Source organism: Pseudomonas sp. MPB03 (assembly GCF_046605385.1).
Taxonomy (GTDB): Bacteria; Pseudomonadota; Gammaproteobacteria; order Pseudomonadales; family Pseudomonadaceae; genus Aquipseudomonas; species Aquipseudomonas zanjanensis.
Map to the genome: position 1 here is coordinate 5539155 of NZ_CP176770.1, position 19438 is coordinate 5558592.

Sequence of the window (19438 nt, forward strand, 5' to 3'; positions counted from 1 at the left end):
GGCTTAACCTCTTGGCTCTTGTTGGCCGACACTGGCGGCCAGGATCGACAGCACCAGTTGCTGGAAATCCAGGCCGGCGGCGCGGGCCGCCATCGGCACCAGGCTGTGATCGGTCATGCCAGGGGCGGTGTTGACTTCCAGGAACCAGAACTGCCCATCGGCGTCCTGCATCACGTCCGCCCGGCCCCAACCGGCAATACCCAGCGCCTCACAGGCCTTGGCCGTGAGGTCCATCAGTTGTTTTTCCTTGGCCGCATCCAGCCCGCAGGGAATGCGGTACTGGGTATCGTTGGCGATGTACTTGGCGTCGTAGTCGTAGAACGTGTGGGGCGTGCCCAGCGCAATCGGGGGCAACACCTGGTCACGCAGGGTGGCGATGGTGAACTCGGGACCGGTGATCCACTGTTCGACCAACACTTGCGAATCGTAGGAACTGGCGTCCTTCCAGGCTGCGGTCAACTCAGGCAGCGAATTCACTTTCGCCATGCCGATACTTGAACCTTCATGGGCCGGTTTGACGATCAAAGGGAAGCCCAGTTCCGTGGCCGCCGAAATACAATCGGCCTCGGACGCCAGCACGGCGTGACGCGGCGTTGGAATGCCGAGGCTGTGCCAGACCTGCTTGGTGCGCAGCTTGTCCATCGCCAGGGCAGACGCGAGGATGCCGCTGCCGGTGTAGGGAATGCCCAGGCATTCGAGCAGGCCTTGCATGCTGCCGTCTTCACCGCCGCGACCGTGGAGAATGATGAACGCGCGGTCGATCTTTTCGCTGAGCAGGCGCTGCAGGAAATCGTCGCCCACATCGATGCCGAAGGCGTCGACGCCGGCGCTTTGCAAGGCTTGCAGCACGGCGTTGCCGGACTTGAGGGAGACCTCGCGCTCGGCGCTCTTGCCACCGAACAGCACGGCAACGCGGCCGAAGGCTTTCGGATCGAGGGTCGAGACCAGGTTGGCGTAGGCAGCAGTCATTTCAGTTTCCCCTCGCTGGAGGCCACGATGGCTCCGGCGAATAACGGACTGTTCAACAGTTTCGGGGCCAGGCCACCGATGTCGCCGGCACCCTGGCACAGCAGGATGTCGCCGGCGCGCAGCAGCGGCTTGACCAGCGGCGCGAGGTCCACGCCGCGTTCGATGTAGATCGGGTCCAACTGGCCACGCTGGCGAATGCTGTGGCACAGCTGGCGGCTGTCGGCCCCGGGGATCGGCTCTTCACCGGCCGGGTAGACTTCCATCAACAGCAGCACGTTGGCGTCGGCCAATACCTGGACGAAGTCGTCGTACAGGTCGCGGGTGCGGCTGTAGCGGTGCGGCTGGTAGACCATCACCAGGCGCCGCTCCGGCCAGCCACCGCGCACGGCCTTGATCACCGCCGCGACTTCGGTCGGGTGGTGGCCGTAGTCATCCACCAGCATCACGTTGCCGCCGTCCACCGGCAATTCGCCGTAGACCTGGAAGCGTCGACCCACACCCTGGAACCCGGACAGGCCCTGGACGATGGCTTCATCGCTGACACCTTCGTCGGTGGCGATGCAGATAGTGGCCAAGGCGTTGAGCACGTTGTGGTTGCCAGGCATGTTCACCGACACGTCCAACGGCTCGCGATCAGGGCGCAAGACGGTGAAGAATGTCTGCATGCCCTGCTGGCGCACGTTGATGGCGCGTACGTCGGCGTCTTCGCCAAAACCGTAGGTCACGGTCGGACGCTTGATCAGCGGCAGGATCTCACGCACCACCGGATCGTCCAGGCACACCACCGCCAGACCGTAGAACGGCAGGTTGTGCAGAAACTCCACGAAGGTTTTCTTCAGCTTGTTGAAGTCGCCGTCGTAGGTCGCCATGTGGTCGGCGTCGATGTTGGTCACCACGGCCACCAGTGGTTGCAGGTGCAGGAAACTCGCATCGCTCTCGTCGGCTTCGGCGATCAGGTAGCGGCTGGTACCCAGTTGGGCATTAGTGCCCGCGGCATTCAGGCGGCCACCGATCACGAACGTCGGGTCCAGGCCGCCAGCGGCGAACACCGAGGCGATCAGGCTGGTGGTGGTGGTCTTGCCGTGGGTACCGGCGACGGCGATGCCGTGGCGATAGCGCATCAGCTCGGCGAGCATCTCAGCCCGTGGCACCACCGGGATGCGGCGTTCCAGGGCGGTGGCGACTTCCGGGTTGGACGTGTTCACGGCGCTGGACACCACCAGCACGTCGGCATTGGCGGCGTTCTCGGCACGGTGGCCGATAAAAATCTGCGCGCCGAAGGACTCCAGGCGCTCGGTGACCGGGGAAGCCTTCAGGTCGGAACCCGAGACCTGGTAACCCAGGTTCAGCAGCACCTCGGCGATCCCGCACATGCCCACGCCGCCGATACCGACGAAGTGGATGCGGCGGATACGGCGCATTTCCGGTTGCGGCATGGCTTTGCGATTCTCAACCATGGGCCACCTCCAGGCAGGTATCGACCACTTGGGCTGTGGCATCGGGTTTGGCCAGGCGGCGGGCGGCGCGGGCCATGTCTTCAAGTCGTTGCGGCTGCATCAAAACCTCTGTCAGGCGGGCGGCAAGATCCGCGGCGCCAGTCGTTCTTTGCGGCATCAGGAAGGCAGCGCCTTCACGGGCCAAATAATCGGCGTTACGGGTCTGGTGATCGTCGATGGCGTGGGGCAAAGGCACCAGCATCGAGGGCAGACCGGCGGCAGCCAGTTCACTGATGGTCAGCGCGCCTGCGCGGCAGACCACCAGGTCGGCCCAGCCATAGGCTTGGGCCATGTCTTTGATGAAAGGCTGCACTTGCGCCTCGACGCCGGCGGCGCGGTAGCGCTCGGCGGTCACTTCATCGTGGTTTTTGCCGGCCTGGTGAAACACTTCCGGGCGCAGTTCGGGGGCGACCTGCGACAGGGCTTCGGGCAGCAATTTGTTCAACGGTTCTGCCCCCAGGCTTCCACCCAGGACCAGCAAACGCGCCTTGCGTCCGGCCAGGGCCGGGCGCGGTGTTTCGAGGAACAGCTCGGTACGCACCGGATTGCCGGTGGTGCGGCGGCTGCCCGACAGGGTAAAGGTGTCGGGAAAGGCTTCACAGACCCGGGCGGCCAACGGCACCAGTAACCGATTGGCGGTACCGGCCACGGCGTTCTGCTCGTGGACGATCACCGGCACACCGGCCAGTTTTGCCGCAACGCCGCCCGGCCCGGTCACATAACCGCCGAACCCGACCACGCACACCGGCCGCAGCCGACGAATGATCGCCCGCGCTTGCCAGACCGACTTGAGCAGCATCAGCGGTGCCTTGAGCAACGACAGCTTGCCCTTGCCCCGCAGGCCGCTGGCGTCGATCCGGTGCAGTTCGAGGCCGGCGCCGGGCACCAGTTCGTTCTCGATGCCCCGTGGCGTGCCCAACCAATGCACGGTGTAGCCGCGTGCCTGGAACTCCCGGGCACAGGCCAGCGCCGGGAATACGTGCCCGCCGGTACCGCCCGCCATGATCAGCACGTTAGCGCCCATGAGTCGGCTCCTCGGCGAAGTCGCTCTCCTGGAATTCCATCTCTTCGCTGCCCAGGTGGGTTCGACTCTCCCATTCGATACGCAGCAACAGGCCGAGACAGGCACAGCAGATCACCAGGGAGCTGCCGCCATAACTGAGGAACGGCAGCGTCAGGCCCTTGGTCGGCAATAGGCCGACGTTCACGCCGATGTTGATCAAAAACTGGCCGATCCACAGGAACGACAAGCCATACGCCACATAGGCGGCGAAAAACTGTTTGGCCTTTTCCGCCCACAAGCCGATGTACATGCCACGCACGCAGACGAACACGAACAGGGCGACGGTGCACAGGGAACCCACCATCCCCAGTTCTTCGGCCAGGACCGAGAACACGAAGTCGGTGTGGGCTTCCGGCAGGTAGAACTGCTTCTGCACGCTGTTGCCCAGGCCCACGCCCAGCCACTCGCCGCGACCGAAGGCAATCAGCGCCTGGGTCAATTGATAGCCGGAACCAAACTGGTCCGCCCACGGATCGGTAAAGGTGATCAGGCGCGCCATCCGATACGGTTGCGCCTGCACCAGCACCGTCACCGCCGCAACCGCCAGCGCGACCATCAAGGTGAAACGGAACAGCCCGACGCCGCCGAGGAACAGCATCGCCGCCGCCGCGCCCATCATCACCACCGTGGCACCGAAGTCCGGTTCCATCAGCAGCAGGCCGGCCATCGGCAGCAACACGATGAACGGCTTGAAGAACCCCATCCAGCTCTCGCGCACTTCCTTCTGGCGACGCACCAGGTAACCGGCGAGGTAGATCACCACGAAGACCTTGGCGATCTCCGAAGGCTGGACGTTGAAGAAGCTGAAGCCGATCCAGCGCATCGAGCCGTTGACCTCGCGACCAATACCCGGCAAGAGCACCATCACCAACAGGCCGAAGGCACCGAGCAACATCATCCAGCCCAGGCGTTGCCAAGTGGCGATCGGCACCATCATGGTGACGATGCACGCGCCCAGGCCGATCACCAGGTAAATCAGGTGGCGGATCATGTGGTAAAGGGTGTTGCCCGACTGCACGGCGGCCACTTCCGACGACGCGGAGGTGATCATCACCAGGCCCAGGCCCAGCAAGGCCAGGCAACCGGCGAGCATCGGGAAATCCAGATCGATGCCACGACCGGTAATCAGCGGCGACGGGTACGGCTTGATGATGTTCATCAGGTTCATGCCAAGTCCTCCGCGGCCTGGGCGAACAACTGCCCACGCTCTTCGTAGTTCTTGAACATGTCGAAACTGGCGCAGGCCGGCGACAGCAGGACCGCATCGCCCGGCTGGGCAAGGGCGCGGCATTGCTGCACCGCCTCGTCCAGCGAAGCGACGCGTACCAGCGGCACGGCATCGCCGAGGGCCTGGGCGATCAATTCGCGATCACGGCCCATCAGCACCACGGCGCGGCAGTTGGCGGCAACGGGGTCGCGCAGGTCCTTGAAGTCGGCACCCTTGCCGTCGCCGCCGGCGATCAGCACGAGCTTGCCGTCGATGTCCGCGCCAAGGCCTTCGATGGCCGCGAGCGCGGCACCGACGTTGGTGGCCTTGGAGTCGTTGTACCAGGCCACGCCATCGAGGTCGCGTACCCACTGGCAGCGGTGCTCAAGGCCGGCGAAGGTGCGCAGGGCCGAGAGCATGGCGTCGAACGGCAGGCCGACCGCATGCCCCAGGGCCAACGCAGCCAGGGCATTGGCCTGGTTGTGGGCGCCGCGAATTTTCAACTCGCGCACCGGCATCAGGATCTGGAATTCGAAGGCCAGGTATTTCTCGCCGTTCTCTTCGCGCAACCCGAAGCCTTTGAAATCCGGAACGCCCAGGCCGAAGGACCAGCACGGCATGCCCTCGCCCAACAACGGCCGGGTCAGGGCGTCCTGGCGGTTGAATACCACTTGCCGGGCACCCCGGAAAATCCGGTGCTTGGCCAGGTGGTAAGCCGGCAGGCCGCTGTAGCGGTCCATGTGGTCTTCGCTGACGTTGAGCACGGTGGCCACTTCGGCACCGAGGTGGTCGGTGGTCTCGAGCTGGAAGCTCGACAGTTCCATCACGTACAACTCGACGTCATCGCTGAGCAGGTCCAGTGCCGGGGTACCGAGGTTGCCGCCCACGGCGACACGCTTGCCGGCCGCCGCGGCCATCTCACCCACCAGGGTGGTGACGGTGCTCTTGGCATTGGAACCGCTGATGGCAACGATCGGCGCCTTGGCGTTGCGCGCGAATAGCTCGATGTCGCCGGACAACTTCACGCCACGGGCAGCGGCAGCCTGCAGGGCTGGGGTCGCCAGGGCCAGGCCGGGACTCACGTAGAGTTCATCGGCACGGCACAGGAATTCGACGTCCAGCTCGCCACAACGCACGTCCACCTGTGGATAGTCACGGCGCAGCGTGGCCAGCTCAGGCGGATTTTCCCGCGTATCGGCCACGGCAAACGACACGCCCCGGTTCGCCAGGAAGCGAACCAGGGACATGCCGCTCTTGCCGAGGCCGACAACGATGCGGAAGTGGTCAGAAGCAATCAGGGACACTCGTTCTACCTCAGCTTCAGGGTGGCAAGGCCGACCAGCACCAGGATCACGGTGATGATCCAGAAACGGACGATCACGCGTGGCTCGGGCCAGCCCTTGAGTTCAAAGTGGTGGTGGATCGGCGCCATGCGGAATACGCGGCGGCCGGTCAATTTAAAGGAGGCAACCTGAATGACGACTGACAGGGTCTCCATCACGAACACACCGCCCATAATGAACAGGACGATTTCCTGGCGAACGATCACGGCGATGGTGCCCAGGGCCGCGCCCAGCGCCAGCGCGCCGACGTCGCCCATGAAGACTTGCGCCGGGTAGGTGTTGAACCACAGGAAGCCCAGTCCGGCACCGATCAGCGCACCGCAGAACACAATCAATTCACCCGCGCCCGGCACATACGGGATCAGCAGGTATTCGGCGAACTTCACGTTACCCGACAGGTAGCAGAAGATCCCCAGGGCGCCGCCGACCATGACCGTGGGCATGATCGCCAGGCCGTCGAGGCCGTCGGTGAGATTGACCGCGTTGCTCGAACCGACGATCACCAGGTAGGTCAATACGATGAAACCAGCGCCCAGCGGAATGCTGTAGTCCTTGAGCATCGGCAGGATCAGGGTGGTTTCCACCGGCGAGGCGGCGGTCATATAAAGGAAGATCGCCGCGCCAAGGCCGAACACCGATTGCCAGAAATACTTCCAGCGGCTTGGCAGCCCACGGGAGTTCTTCTCGATGACCTTGCGGTAGTCGTCGACCCAGCCGATGGCGCCGAACAGCAACGTCACCAACAGCACAACCCAGACATAACGGTTCGCCAAATCAGCCCACAGCACGGTACTGATGCCAATGGACGACAGGATCAGCGCGCCCCCCATGGTCGGCGTACCGGATTTGGACAGGTGCGATTGCGGACCGTCGTTACGGACCGACTGGCCGATCTGCAGGTTCTGCAGGGTGCGGATCATCCACGGGCCCAGGAACAGCGACAACGACAACGCGGTCAGCACACCCAGGATCCCGCGCAGGGTCAGGTACTGGAAGACCGCGAAGCCTTTGTGGAACTGTTGCAGGTACTCCGCTAGCAGCAGCAGCATTAATGTTTCTCCGTGGTGGTGCCGCACAGCGCCGCGACGATGTTTTCCATCGCTGCGCTGCGTGAACCCTTGATCAATAAGGTGGTGTTCGGGTCCTGCTCGGCGCCCAGGGCCTGGATCAATTCGGCTTGAGTAGTGAAATGCCGTGCGTGCTCGCCAAACGCGGCGACTGCATGGGCCATCATCGGACCGACCGCATACAGCGCATCGACCTTGCCGCGCGCATAGGCACCGACATCGTGATGTCCCTGTTGCGCCCATTCGCCCAACTCGCCGATATCCCCCAGCACCAGCACGGTACGGCCGGAGAAACCGGCGAGGATATCCACCGCCGCGCACATGGACGACGGGTTGGCGTTATAGGTGTCGTCGATCACGCGCATGCCGTTGCTGGCCAGTTGCGCGACAGAGCGCCCCTTGACCGGCTGCACGGCGTTCAGCCCGGCAACGATGCCCGGCAGCGACACGCCCAGGGCATGGGCGGCAGCTGCGGCGGCCAGGGCGTTGGCGACGTTATGGGTGCCCAGCAGGTTCAATTGGACCCGCTCGGCACCGTCGGGGCTGTGCAGGTTAAAGGCCGGGCAACCGCGGGCATCACGGTCCAGGTCGCTGGCGTAGAAATTCGCGGCGAGGTTGCTCAGGGCAAAGCTCAGCACCTTGCGCTCCCCCGCCCGGGTCTTCCAGATTTCGAAGGCCTTGTCGTCGAGATTCAGCACGGCGACGCCATTGGCATCCAGCCCTTCGATGATCTCGCCCTTGGCCTCGACGATTTTTTCCGGGCCGCCGAACTCGCCGACGTGGGCGGTCCCGGCGTTGTTGAGCACCGCCACGTGGGGCTTGGTCATGGCCACGGTGTAGGCGATCTCGCCGAGCCGCGAAGCCCCCAATTCAATGACGGCGGCGCTGTGTTCCGGTGCCAGTTCCAGCAAGGTCAGGGGCACACCGAGGTCGTTGTTCAGGTTGCCACGGGTCGCCAGCACCGCACCACGAGTGCGCAGGATGCTGGCAAGCATTTCCTTGACCGTGGTCTTGCCGCTGGAACCGGTAATGGCCGCGACCGGGTTGCCATACGCTGCGCGGTTCAGCGCACCGAGCTGGCCCAGGGCCTGGCGAGTGTCGCTGACGAGCAATTGCGGCAACGTGCTGTTGCTCACTTCCCGCTCGACCAATGCGGCGACCGCACCTTTGCCCGCGACCTCGTTCAAGTAATCGTGGCCGTCGAAACGCGGACCGGTCAGGGCGACGAACAATTGCCCCGGCGCGATCGCCCGGCTGTCGATGCTCACGCCGCTGAAGGTGGCGTCCGCAGAAATGAGGCGCGCATTCAGGGCGTTGGTCAGCTCGCTGAGTTTCAGGGCCTTAAGCATGGGCCACCTCCCACGCGGTCAGGGCGTGATCGGCTTCCACCAGATCGGAGAACCCATGGCGTTCGCCGTTGATTTCCTGATAGTCCTCGTGACCCTTGCCGGCCAGGACGATGACATCGTCCGCCGAGGCGCTGGCGATCAACTGGGCAATGGCCTGGCCGCGACCAGCGACGAAGGTGACGTTATCCACAGCGGTAAAACCGGCGCGGATGTCGTCGAAGATCCGCAGCGGGTCTTCGCTGCGCGGGTTGTCGTCGGTGACCAGCACGCCGTCCGCCAGACGCTCCACCACTTCTGCCATCAACGGGCGCTTGCCGCGATCGCGATCGCCGCCGCAGCCGAACAGGCACAGCAGCCGGCCCTTGGCGTGAGGACGCAAGGCCGTGAGGACTTTTTCCAACGCGTCGGGGGTATGGGCGTAATCGACCACCACCAACGGTTGGGCCCCGCCGCCGAGGCGCTGCATGCGCCCGGCCGGCCCTTCAAGTCTTGGCAACACCTTGAGGATTTCGTCCAGCGCGTAGTCCAGGCCGAGCAAGGCGCCGATGGCCGCCAATACGTTGCTCAGGTTGAAGCGGCCGAGCAAGGTGCTGCGCAGATGGTGCTCGCCCTGGGGCGTGACCAGTGTGGCGCGCACGCCTTCATCGTCGAACTGCGCCTGGCGTATATAAAGGTAGGCGCTGGTATCTTCCAGGCTATAGGTGATCAACCGGGACTCGCGCTTGTCGGCGGCCAGTTGCCGGCCGAACTCGTCGTCGAGATTGATGACCCGGCATTTCAAGTCACTCCAGGCAAACAGCTTGGCCTTGGCTTCGCCGTAGGCCTGCATGGTGCCGTGGTAGTCCAGGTGGTCGCGGGACAGGTTGGTCAACACCGCGACGTCGAACGCCAGCGCCGTCACACGACCCTGGTCCAGGCCATGGGACGAGACTTCCATCGCAACGGCCTTGGCACCGGCCTTCTTCAGGTCCGCCAGGGTCGCTTGCACGGCAATCGGGTTCGGCGTGGTGTGCAGGCCGCTTTCCAGCGCGCCATGAAAACCGTTGCCCAAGGTGCCGACAATGCCGCAATGCTGGCCGAGCAGGTCCAAGGCCTGGGCCACCAGTTGGGTCACGCTGGTCTTGCCGTTGGTGCCGGTCACGCCCACCAGGTTCAGGTGGCGGCTCGGGTCGCCATAGAACCGTCCGGCGATGTCCGACAGCTGCGCCGCCAGGCCCTTGACCGGAATCAGCGGCACGTCAGTGATCGGCAGCACGGTCGCGCCTTGCACTTCATACGCCACGGCAGCCGCGCCGCGCTTCAGGGCGTCGGCGATATGGTCGCGACCATCGACACGGGCGCCCGGCACCGCCAGGAACAAGTCCCCGGCACGTACATTGCGGCTGTCCAGGGCCAATTCACGAATCAGCAGATCGTGACCGGCGTGGGCAAAAATCTTGTTCAGGCTCAGGGACATCAGCCACGCCCTCCTTCGGCTTTCAAGGGAATGACCGGTGCGGTATTGGCCTGCTGGGTCGGCGGAAGGTTATCCGGGGTAATGTTCATCAGGCGCAGGGTGCCGGACATCACTTTGCTGAACACCGGCGCCGAGACCAGGCCACCGAAGTAGCCCGCCTTGCTCGGTTCGTCGATGACCACGACGATGGCGTAGCGTGGGTCGCTCATCGGCCCGAAGCCGGCAAACAGCGAACGGTAGGAATTCTCGGCGTAGCCTTTGGTGCCCACGGAGGTTTTGCGGGCCGTACCCGACTTGCCTGCCACGTGATAGGCCGGCACCTGGGCGCGGTAGACACCACGCGGCGCCTCGATCACCTGTTGCAGCATGCCCTGCATGGTCTTGGCGACGTTTTCCGGGATCACCTGGGTGGCTTGCGGTGGCTTGTCAGTCTTGATCAGGGTCAGCGGTGCCATGCGCCCGTTGTTCGCCAGCGCGGAAAACGCGTGGACCAACTGGATCGCGGTCACGGAAACGCCGTAGCCATAGGACAACGTGGCGGTCTCAGCCTTGCGCCAGTCACGGTAGTTCGGCAGGTTGCCGACACGCTCGCCCGGGAAGCCCAGGCCGGTGTCCTGGCCGAGGCCGATTTTCTGGGCCAGGCGATAAATCGTCTCGCCGCCGATATCGAAGGCGATCTTGCTCATGCCGACGTTACTGGAGTTGATCAGGATGCCGGTCAGGTCGAGCACCGGGCCTTCAGTCTTGGACACGTCACGGATGGTGTACTTGCCGATCTGCAAGGTGCCCGGGTAGACCTCGACGGTGTCGCTCGGTTTCCAGCGCCCGGTTTCCAGGGCGGCGGCCATGGACACGGCTTTCATGGTCGAACCCGGCTCGAACACGTCGATCATCGCGCGGTTGCGCATCATCGCCGGTTGCAGGTTGCGGCGGTTGTTCGGGTTGTAGGTCGGCTGGTTGACCATCGCCAGGATCTCGCCGGTCTTCACGTCCATGATCACCAGGCTGCCGGCCTTGGCACCGTTCTCGACGATGGCGTTGCGCAGCTCGCGGTTGGCCAGGTATTGCAGGCGCAGGTCAATGGACAACGCCAAGGGCTTGCCGGCCTTGGCGTTTTTGGTGACTTGGACATCCTTGATCAGCCTGCCGCGCCGATCCTTGATGACCTGGCGCTTGCCGGCGACCCCGGCGAGCCATTCGTCATAGGCCAGCTCGACCCCTTCGCGCCCTCGATCATCGATGTCGGTAAACCCGACCATGTGGGCGGTAACTTCACCGGCCGGGTAGAAACGCCGGAATTCTTCGATGCCGTAGACACCGGGCACTTTCAGGTCGAGCACGCCCTGGCCTTGCTCGGGCGTCAACCCGCGCACCAGGTAGATGAATTCCTTATTGGCTTGGGCTTCAAGACGCTCGGCCAAGGCCTTGGGGTCCTGCCCGAGGGCGGCGGCCAAGGCCGGCCATTTTTCCTTGGCTTGCTGCATTTCCTTGGCGTTGGCCCACAAGGTGGTCACCGGGGTACTCACGGCCAGGGGTTCGCCGTTGCGGTCGGTGATCAGGCCACGGTGCGCCGGAATCGGAATATGACGCACACTGCGAGCGTCGCCCTGCCCCTTGAGGAAGTCACGGTCGATGACCTGCAGGTCGATGATGCGCCACGAAATCGCCGCCACCATGATCCCGAGCAAGCCCAGGACCAGACGAAACCGCCACGGGAACAGCGCCCCTTCGAGTTTCATCATGGCGCCACCATTTGCACTTCGGCGGCGCCGGGAATGCGCATTTTCAGCTGTTCGGTAGCCAGTACTTCGATACGGCTATGGGCGGTCCAGGTGCTTTGCTCCAGGATCAACCGGCCCCACTCGGCCTGCGCCTTGTCGCGCACGCTCAGTTCGTTGTAGAGGGTGTTGAGCAACTGCCGGTTCCAGTGCGCGCTATAGGACACGGCGATGGCCGACACGAGCACGCCGATAAACAGCAGCAGCATGAAAAAGCTGCCGCCAGGCAGGGGCTTGGCGAAGAGCTTGCTCACCGCAACTTCTCCGCGACACGCATGACGGCGCTACGGGCACGTGGGTTGGCCTTGAGTTCGGCGTCGGAGGCGAACTGCGCTTTGCCATGGATCTTGATTTTCGGTACGAAGGCTTCGAAACGCACCGGCAGGTTGCGCGGCAGGTTATCGGCTTCGCCCTTGGTGAGCTTGCGCATGAACAGCTTGACGATGCGGTCTTCCAGGGAATGGAAGCTGATCACCACCAGCCGACCGCCGATCTCCAGCGCCTCAAGCGCTGCTTCGAGACCAACTTCCAGATCGCCCAGCTCGTTATTGACGTGGATGCGCAAGCCCTGGAAAGCACGGGTCGCCGGGTTCTTGCCCTTCTCCCAGGCCGGGTTGGCCACTTTCAGCACTTCGGCCAGGTCGCCGGTACGCTCGAAGGGCTTGACGTCGCGGCGTTCGACCACGGCACGGGCCATGCGGCCGGAGAAACGCTCTTCGCCGTATTCCTTGAAGACACGGGCGATTTCTTCCACCGGGGCGGTGTTGACGAATTCGGCGGCGCTGATGCCACGGGACGGATCCATGCGCATGTCCAACGGACCGTCATTGAGGAAACTGAAGCCGCGCTCCGGGTCGTCCAGTTGCGGCGACGACACGCCCAGGTCGAGCAGCACGCCACTGACCTTGCCCGCCAGGCCACGCTCGGCGACTTCCGCGCCCAACTCGGCAAAGCTGCGCTGCACAACGACAAAGCGGCCGTCTTCGGCCGCCAGCGCTTGCCCGGTGGCAATCGCTTGAGGATCCTTGTCGAACCCCAGCAACCGACCGTCCGGACCGAGCTGGCTGAGAATCAGCCGGCTGTGCCCGCCACGCCCGAACGTGCCGTCCAGATAGCAGCCATCAGGACGTACGGCGAGAGCCTCGACGGCTTCGTCAAGCAGTACGGTGATGTGGTTAAAGCCGCTATCAATAGTCACAGGATCAAATCACGCAGTTCATCAGGCATGGCGCCCGGTTGTTGAATAGCAGCGAGGTCAGCGGCAGAAACCGCATTCCAGGCATCTTCGTCCCACAGTTGGAACTTGTTCAGTTGGCCCACCAGCATCGCGCGCTTGTCCAGCTTGGCGTACTCGCGCAGGCGCGGCGGCACCAGGAAACGACCGCTGCCATCGAGCTCGAGGTCGACGGCATTACCGATCAGCAAGCGTTGCAGGCGGCGGTTTTCTTCACGCAGCGAAGGCAGTGCGCGCAGTTTGGTTTCGATGATTTCCCACTCATCCAAGGGGTAGACACACAAACATGGGTCAACAGCGTCGATTGTGACGATTAATTGCCCCGAACTTCGCGAAACGAGCTCGTCACGATACCGGCTGGGCATGGCGAGCCGGCCTTTTGCATCGAGACTGATAGCGTTAGCTCCGCGAAACACGTCTGCGTTTCTCCACTTTTTGGCGTTTTACCTTCAAAAAAACCCACTTCATGCCACTTTCCGCCACTTGCGCACACTATAGGAATGCGCCCACCGCACCGTCAAGGCGCGGAATGAAGGAAAAGCCTTATAGATCGGAGATTTAGGAGCGTTTCAGGAGGGGTAACAAGAATCTGACGTAGGAAAAGGCGCCTCAACCTGAGGCTGCACAGGGGACTGCGCGCACAAGTTAAAGTGATTTGTTAAGAGTAAGATTTTTTTGGTATTAGGAACTGCATCTGCCAGTGATTCCGGCAGGAAGGGAAAAGGTGGAGAGTCGATCTGTAAGCCGGGTTCTGTCTTGAACAGTCATTCGTCTACGATGGCCATCACTGGACATCTTTAGCAACCTACCCGGTCCCAGCGCGGGCCACGCCTTGGGACCCTATTTGGTCTTGCTCCAAGTGGGGTTTACCTAGCCACGAACTGTTGCCAGCCGTGCGGTGCGCTCTTACCGCACCTTTTCACCCTTACCGGCGCCGAAACGCTTAGGCGGTTATTTTCTGTGGCACTTTCCGTAGGCTCACGCCTCCCAGGCATTACCTGGCACTTCGCCCTATGGAGCCCGGACTTTCCTCCCCCCTCTAATTTTCATAGAGGGCAGCGACTGTCCGATCGACTCTCCGCCGCGAAGGTTAACGGTAGAGCGCTTGAAGAACAAGCGCTAAAAGCCCCGGGCCAGCACCGTGTCCCGGTTTCACTGGTCTTTCTGTTTTTCCAGTGCGACCTGGTACAGCACATTCTTGCGCTCGCCGGTGATCTGCGCCGCAAGGGCCGCGGCGCGCTTGAGGGGCATTTCCTCGAGCAGCAGGTTCAGGACGCGCATCGCCTCGCTGCTGACAGCGTCCTCGTTTTGCGGCGGTGTCCAGCCTGCCACCAGCACGACGCACTCACCGCGCTGCTGGTTGCTGTCGCTTTCGACGAAGGCGCGCAACTCGGCCAAGGGCAGGCCCTTGAGGGTTTCAAAGGTCTTGGTCAACTCCCGGGCCAGCAGCGCCTGGCGCTCGGGGCCGAACACCAGCTCCATGTCTTGCAGGCATTCGAGGATGCGGTGCGGCGCCTCATAAAAGATCAGCGTGCGCGGTTCTTCCTTTATAGCTTCCAGGCGCGCCCGCCGCCCTACCGCCTTGGCCGGCAGGAAACCCTCGAAAATGAAACGGTCCGACGGCAGGCCTGCCGCCGACAGCGCCGCGATCAATGCGCAAGCCCCCGGCACAGGCACCACATTGATGCCAGCCGCGCGGGCCTGGCGCACCAGATGGTAGCCGGGGTCGGAAATCAGCGGCGTACCGGCATCGGAAATCAACGCGACGTTATCACCCGCCAACAGCCGGGTGATGAAACGACTGCCTTCGTCCCGCTCATTGTGTTCATGACAGGCCGCCAACGGCGTGGAAATGCCGAAATGTTGCAGCAGGCGCTGGGAGTGGCGCGTGTCTTCAGCCGCGATCAGCGCGACCTCCTGCAGGATTTTCAGCGCCCGGGCACTGATATCGTCCAGGTTGCCGATGGGCGTCGCCACCACATAAAGCGAGCCGGCAGCGGAATTCAAAGCACCTGGAGCAGTCAAAACGCGCACCTCATGATCGGTAAAAACCGCCATTGTAGCGTGTAGCGGCGGTCTCGGCTGTTCGCAGTACCTGGCACCCCGAGGCGCCACCTCTCACTAGAAGGTTGCACAAGCCCTTGTGGCGAGGGAGCTTGCTCCCGCTCGGCTGCGCAGCAGTCGTAAAAATCTGCCAGCCACATTGATGTAGCGTATTGAATGGCTTAGGGCTGCTACGCAGCCCAGCGGGAGCAAGCTCCCTCGCCACAAATGCAATATTGCGGAGCGATCAGCGTCTTTTGTGCTGCGCCGCACTCTTTGAAATACCTAAATTGATCGATTCACGCCACTAACATCGCGCCCCGGCCAGTGCTTGGGTACAATTCGACGCTAATTTGATCTCGTATCAGGAACACTTACATGATCGCTTGCCTGCGGCTGCTCTCCGCCCTTTGCCTCGCTGCCCTCCTGGCGGCTTGCGCCAGCTCGCCCTCGTCCAGCCTTGGCGAACTTCCACGGACCCCGGATGCCAGTATCGAGCAACTGCTCGAACAGGCCACCCAAAGCAAAACCCCGGAAAAGGCCGCCCTGCTGCGCCTGAGCGCCGCGGACCTGGCCTACCGCCAGGGCAATGCCGGCCAGTCCGCACAGATCCTGCAACAAGTGCCGATGGAGCAACTCAAGCCCGGCCAGCAGATTTTCGCCAGCACGCTGTCGGCTGAACTGGCGATGACCCGCAACCAGCCCAAGGCTGCGCTGACCGCCCTGAGTCATCCAAGCCTGCAACACCTGAGCGAAATGCCGGTGGAGCAGCAGGTCCGCACCGGCACCGTCCGTGCCCGCGCCCTCGAAGCCGATGGCCAGACCCTGGCCGCCGCCAAGGAGCGCATCTTCCTTGCGCCCCTGCTGGAGAACGACGCCGCAGCGAAAAACCATGAAGCCATCTGGTCGCTGATCGCCTCGCTGCCCACCGACCAGTTGCAGCCAACCTCCAACGACGATCTCGGCGGCTGGCTGAGCCTGGCCCAAGTCGTCAAGACCGCTGGCACCCTGGAACAGCAGCAGGCGGCCATCGACCACTGGCGCGAACAGAACCCGAAGCACCCTGCCGCCCTGCAACTGCCGACACCCCTGGTCAAGCTCAAGGAACTGGCCAGCCAGCCATTGAGCAAGATCGCCCTGCTGCTGCCACAGAGTGGCCAGTTGGCCGCGGTTGCCAAGGCCTTGCGCGAGGGCTTCATGGCTGCCCACTACCAGGCCCAGCAGGCCGGGCAGACGCCGCCAAGCATCCAGTTCTATGACAGCGCCAGCCTGACCTCCATGGACGAGTTCTATCGCAAGGCCCAGGCCGACGGCGTGCAACTGGTCATCGGCCCGCTGGAAAAACCGCTGGTCAAGCAGATCAGCACCCGCCCGCAATTGCCGATCACCACCCTGGCACTGAACTACAGCGAAGGCGAACAAGGGCCACCGCAACTGTTCCAGTTCGGCCTGGCACCTGAGGATGAAGCCCGCGAAGTATCCCGTCGCGCCCGTGCCGATGGCCTGCACCGCGCCGCCGCCATGGTGCCGAAGGGCGAATGGGGCGATCGCGTGCTCAAGGCCTTCAGCCAGGACTGGCAGGCCAACGGCGGCACCATCGTCGCCATCGAACGTGTCGACCAGCCGGTCCAGCTGGCCCAGCAGATCGCCGACATGTTCCAGTTGCGCCAGAGTGAAGGTCGCGCCAAGAGCCTGCAAAACACCGTCGGCACCACGGTCGCGGCCCAGCCGTCCCGTCGCCAGGATATCGAGTTCATCTTCCTCGCCTCGACACCGCAGCAGGCCCAGCAGATCAAGCCGACCCTGAACTTCCAGTACGCCGGCGACGTGCCGGTCTACGCAACGTCCTCGGTGTTCAGCGCCAGCGGCGACCAGAACCAGTACAACGACATGAGCGGCATCCGCTTCTGTGAAACCCCCTGGCTGCTCGACGCCAATGACCCGCTGCGCAAGCAGGTCACCGCGCAGTGGCCCCAGGCGGGTGGCAGCCTGGGTCGGTTGTACGCGATGGGGGCGGACGCCTATCGCCTGGCGCCGCGCCTGGGCCAGCTCAAGACGTTGCCGGACAGCCGCATCGAAGGCCTGTCGGGCAGCCTGGCCGTGTCTCCCACCCAGCGCGTACAGCGTCAACTGCCCTGGGCCGAGTTCGTCAACGGCCAGGTGCAGCGCCTGCCGGACACCCAGCGCTAATGCCTGACCGATCACGCCAGCAAAGCGGACGGGATGCCGAGGGCCAGGCCCTCGCGCATCTCGAGCAACACGGCCTGCAGCTGCTGGCGCAGAACTGGTTGTGCAAACGCGGCGAGCTTGATCTGGTCATGCTTGACGGCGATACAGTAGTATTCGTCGAAGTCCGCTACAGAAAAAATACCCAATGGGGTGGCGCGCTCGACAGCATTGACGGGCGCAAGCGCCAAAAGCTGATTTTCGCCGCGCAGTACTTCCTGCAACGCGAGTCTCGCTGGGCCGATCATCCCTGCCGCTTCGACGTGGTTGCCATCGACAGTAACGCCGACCAGTTGAACTGGCTGCAGAACGCCTTCGACAGTTGAGCGCCCATGCCGAGCCGGACACCTTCACCTAACTTTTTTGCTCTTTGCTTTGCGCGCCGCACATGTTTGTGCCGATAAGTCGCGCTACTTAAGGTCACACAGATGGACATGCAATCGCGAATTCGCCAGCTTTTTCAGGCCAGTATCGACACCAAGCAACAGGCGATGGACGTACTTGCACCGCACATCGAGCAAGCCAGCCAAGTGATGGTCAACGCCTTGCTCAACGAGGGCAAGATGCTTTCGTGCGGCAACGGCGGCTCGGCCGGCGACGCCCAGCATTTTTCCTCGGAATTGCTCAACCGCTTCGAGCGCGAACGCCCGAGCCTGCCGGCAATCGCCCTGACCACCGACAGCTCGACGATTACCTCGATCGCCAACGACTACAGCTACAACGAAGTCTTCTCCAAACAGATCCGCGCCCTGGGCCAACCCGGCGATGTCCTGCTGGCGATTTCCACCAGCGGCAACTCGGCCAACATTATTCAAGCGATCCAGGCCGCACATGATCGCGAAATGATTGTCGTAGCATTGACCGGTCGTGACGGCGGCGGCATGGCGTCACTGCTATTGCCCGAAGACGTCGAGATCCGCGTACCGGCCAATGTCACTGCACGTATCCAGGAAGTCCACCTGCTGGCGATCCACTGCCTTTGCGACTTGATCGACAGCCAACTGTTCGGGAGTGAAGAATGACCCCTAATCGCCTAGGCCTTCTGGCCCTGACCCTGTGCCTCGGCATCAGCGGCTGCACATCGGTGGTTAACGCCAGCCGGGAAAAGCCGATTGAAGATGACCGCGGCACCCGCACCTTCGGCAGCAAGATCGACGACTCCCTGATTGAAACCAAGGTCGGCGTGAACATCGCCAAGGCCGATCCGGACCTGGACAACAACTCGCACATCGTCGTCACCAGCTTCAACGGCGTTGTCTTGCTGGCCGGCCAGACCCCACGTGCCGACCTCAAGGCCAAGGCCGAACAAGAAGCCAGCGCCGTGCAGCGGGTCAAGACCGTGCATAACGAGCTTCAGGTTCTGCAGCCTTCTTCGCTGCTGGCGCGCCAGAACGATGCCTGGCTGACCACCAAGATCAAGACGCAGATGCTCACCGACGCCAGCATTCCTGGTTCGCGCATCAAGGTTGTGACTGAGAATGGCATCGTGTATTTGCTGGGGTTGCTGACCAAGCAGGAAGCGGCGCAGGCGACTAATCTGGTGCAGGGTGTGTCTGGAGTGCAGAAGATTGTGAAGTTGTTTGAGTATATTGACTGATATAGATGCTGGTACACGAACGGCGCTTTTCCTGGAAAGGAAGGCGCCGTTTTTTTATGGCTTCGTTTTGGGGCTGGTTGATCGGTGTGTATATCCATTGCTGCGGTAACGGCCGCTTAGGGTTCCGCCCTGGCGGCGGGTCACTTTCGAAAAGCCCGGAAGCCGGCCCAGTCGAAAGTAACCAAAGCGCTTCTGCCTCACCACTCGGTGCCTCGCCAGGGCTCGGCATGCCTGAACGAAGGCATTGCTCCGTGGGCCGCCGCGAAGGCGATGGCTCAGTCACATGGATGTTGGTTTACTGGCCTCATCGCGAGCAAGCTCGCTCCCACAGGGGTTCTGTATTGGATATGAATTTTGTGTCCACTGGAGATTGAATGTGGGAGCGAGCCTGCTCGCGATGGCGGTGGTTCAGTCAAATGGATGTTGGGCTTGCCGGCCTCTTCGCGAGCAGGCTCGCTCCCACAGGGGTTCTGTGTTGGATATGAATTTTGTGCCCACTGGAGATTGAATGTGGGAGCGAGCTTGCTCGCGATGGCGGTGGTTCAGTCAAATGGATGCTGGGCTTGCCGGCCTCTTCGCGAGCAAGCCCGCTCCCACAGGACCTTGAAAG

At 62.9% G+C, this 19438-nt stretch carries 17 protein-coding genes and 1 other RNA gene; 4 read left to right on the forward strand and 14 right to left on the reverse strand.

All coding sequences use genetic code 11. The features are described 5' to 3' along the window. Positions 1–3: 3 nt before the first annotated feature. The 14 genes from ACLH0I_RS23985 to rsmI all read right to left on the reverse strand — a co-directional run bounded on the left by ACLH0I_RS23985 (position 4) and on the right by rsmI (position 15020). The gene (locus ACLH0I_RS23985; protein ID WP_053124955.1) at positions 4–969 is read right to left on the reverse strand and encodes a D-alanine--D-alanine ligase; all 966 of its coding nucleotides are present in this window, start codon (positions 967–969) and stop codon (positions 4–6) included. Further along, entirely contained in the window at positions 966–2426 is a 1461-nt protein-coding gene (murC, locus tag ACLH0I_RS23990) for a UDP-N-acetylmuramate--L-alanine ligase (RefSeq protein WP_053124957.1), read from the reverse strand. Before murC ends, ACLH0I_RS23985 begins: the two co-directional genes overlap by 4 nt. Beyond that, positions 2419–3489 carry an undecaprenyldiphospho-muramoylpentapeptide beta-N-acetylglucosaminyltransferase gene (gene murG, locus ACLH0I_RS23995; protein WP_186705126.1) on the reverse strand — a complete coding sequence of 357 codons (1071 nt, stop codon included), beginning with the start codon at positions 3487–3489 and terminating at the stop codon, positions 2419–2421. Before murG ends, murC begins: the two co-directional genes overlap by 8 nt. Next, a complete protein-coding gene (ftsW, locus tag ACLH0I_RS24000; protein WP_411385565.1) occupies positions 3479–4696 on the reverse strand; it encodes a putative lipid II flippase FtsW in 1218 nt (405 codons plus the stop codon). The genes murG and ftsW overlap by 11 nt, the downstream gene beginning before the upstream one ends. Beyond that, positions 4693–6039 (reverse strand): UDP-N-acetylmuramoyl-L-alanine--D-glutamate ligase, encoded by a 1347-nt coding sequence (gene murD / locus ACLH0I_RS24005; protein ID WP_186705125.1) that lies wholly within the window; start codon positions 6037–6039, stop codon positions 4693–4695. The genes ftsW and murD overlap by 4 nt, the downstream gene beginning before the upstream one ends. A 5-nt stretch (positions 6040–6044) precedes the next feature. Further along, positions 6045–7127, reverse strand: coding sequence for a phospho-N-acetylmuramoyl-pentapeptide-transferase (mraY, locus tag ACLH0I_RS24010; RefSeq protein ID WP_047228816.1), 1083 nt, complete (start codon positions 7125–7127; stop codon positions 6045–6047). Next, entirely contained in the window at positions 7127–8494 is a 1368-nt protein-coding gene (locus ACLH0I_RS24015; RefSeq protein ID WP_411385566.1) for a UDP-N-acetylmuramoyl-tripeptide--D-alanyl-D-alanine ligase, read from the reverse strand. The genes mraY and ACLH0I_RS24015 overlap by 1 nt, the downstream gene beginning before the upstream one ends. Further along, complete coding sequence (locus tag ACLH0I_RS24020; RefSeq protein ID WP_411385567.1) at positions 8487–9950, reverse strand: UDP-N-acetylmuramoyl-L-alanyl-D-glutamate--2,6-diaminopimelate ligase; 1464 nt, start codon at positions 9948–9950, stop codon at positions 8487–8489. The genes ACLH0I_RS24015 and ACLH0I_RS24020 overlap by 8 nt, the downstream gene beginning before the upstream one ends. Then, positions 9950–11689 carry a peptidoglycan D,D-transpeptidase FtsI family protein gene (locus ACLH0I_RS24025; protein ID WP_186705198.1) on the reverse strand — a complete coding sequence of 580 codons (1740 nt, stop codon included), beginning with the start codon at positions 11687–11689 and terminating at the stop codon, positions 9950–9952. The genes ACLH0I_RS24020 and ACLH0I_RS24025 overlap by 1 nt, the downstream gene beginning before the upstream one ends. Continuing rightward, on the reverse strand, positions 11689–11982 hold the full coding sequence (ftsL, locus tag ACLH0I_RS24030) for a cell division protein FtsL (protein ID WP_003178214.1): 294 nt from the start codon (positions 11980–11982) through the stop codon (positions 11689–11691). The genes ACLH0I_RS24025 and ftsL overlap by 1 nt, the downstream gene beginning before the upstream one ends. Beyond that, entirely contained in the window at positions 11979–12926 is a 948-nt protein-coding gene (gene rsmH / locus ACLH0I_RS24035; RefSeq protein ID WP_411385568.1) for a 16S rRNA (cytosine(1402)-N(4))-methyltransferase RsmH, read from the reverse strand. The genes ftsL and rsmH overlap by 4 nt, the downstream gene beginning before the upstream one ends. Further along, the gene (gene mraZ / locus ACLH0I_RS24040) at positions 12923–13378 is read right to left on the reverse strand and encodes a division/cell wall cluster transcriptional repressor MraZ (RefSeq protein ID WP_003205355.1); all 456 of its coding nucleotides are present in this window, start codon (positions 13376–13378) and stop codon (positions 12923–12925) included. The genes rsmH and mraZ overlap by 4 nt, the downstream gene beginning before the upstream one ends. A gap of 308 nt (positions 13379–13686) precedes the next feature. Next, an RNA gene (rnpB, locus tag ACLH0I_RS24045) (RNase P RNA component class A) lies at positions 13687–14040 on the reverse strand. Positions 14041–14114: 74 nt separating this feature from the next. Continuing rightward, positions 14115–15020, reverse strand: a complete 906-nt coding sequence (rsmI, locus tag ACLH0I_RS24050; protein ID WP_411385569.1) for a 16S rRNA (cytidine(1402)-2'-O)-methyltransferase — start codon at positions 15018–15020, stop codon at positions 14115–14117. A 363-nt stretch (positions 15021–15383) separates the two neighbouring features. Here rsmI and ACLH0I_RS24055 point away from each other — a divergent pair, with 363 nt between their 5' ends. The 4 genes from ACLH0I_RS24055 (at position 15384) to ACLH0I_RS24070 (ending at position 18828) form a co-directional block, all read left to right on the forward strand. Beyond that, a complete protein-coding gene (locus tag ACLH0I_RS24055; RefSeq protein ID WP_411385570.1) occupies positions 15384–17195 on the forward strand; it encodes a penicillin-binding protein activator in 1812 nt (603 codons plus the stop codon). Then, positions 17195–17557 carry a YraN family protein gene (locus ACLH0I_RS24060; protein WP_411385571.1) on the forward strand — a complete coding sequence of 121 codons (363 nt, stop codon included), beginning with the start codon at positions 17195–17197 and terminating at the stop codon, positions 17555–17557. The genes ACLH0I_RS24055 and ACLH0I_RS24060 overlap by 1 nt, the downstream gene beginning before the upstream one ends. Positions 17558–17659: 102 nt before the next feature. After that, positions 17660–18253, forward strand: a complete 594-nt coding sequence (locus tag ACLH0I_RS24065; protein ID WP_007928463.1) for a phosphoheptose isomerase — start codon at positions 17660–17662, stop codon at positions 18251–18253. After that, positions 18250–18828, forward strand: a complete 579-nt coding sequence (locus ACLH0I_RS24070) for a BON domain-containing protein (protein WP_030139689.1) — start codon at positions 18250–18252, stop codon at positions 18826–18828. The genes ACLH0I_RS24065 and ACLH0I_RS24070 overlap by 4 nt, the downstream gene beginning before the upstream one ends. Positions 18829–19438 lie beyond the last annotated feature (610 nt).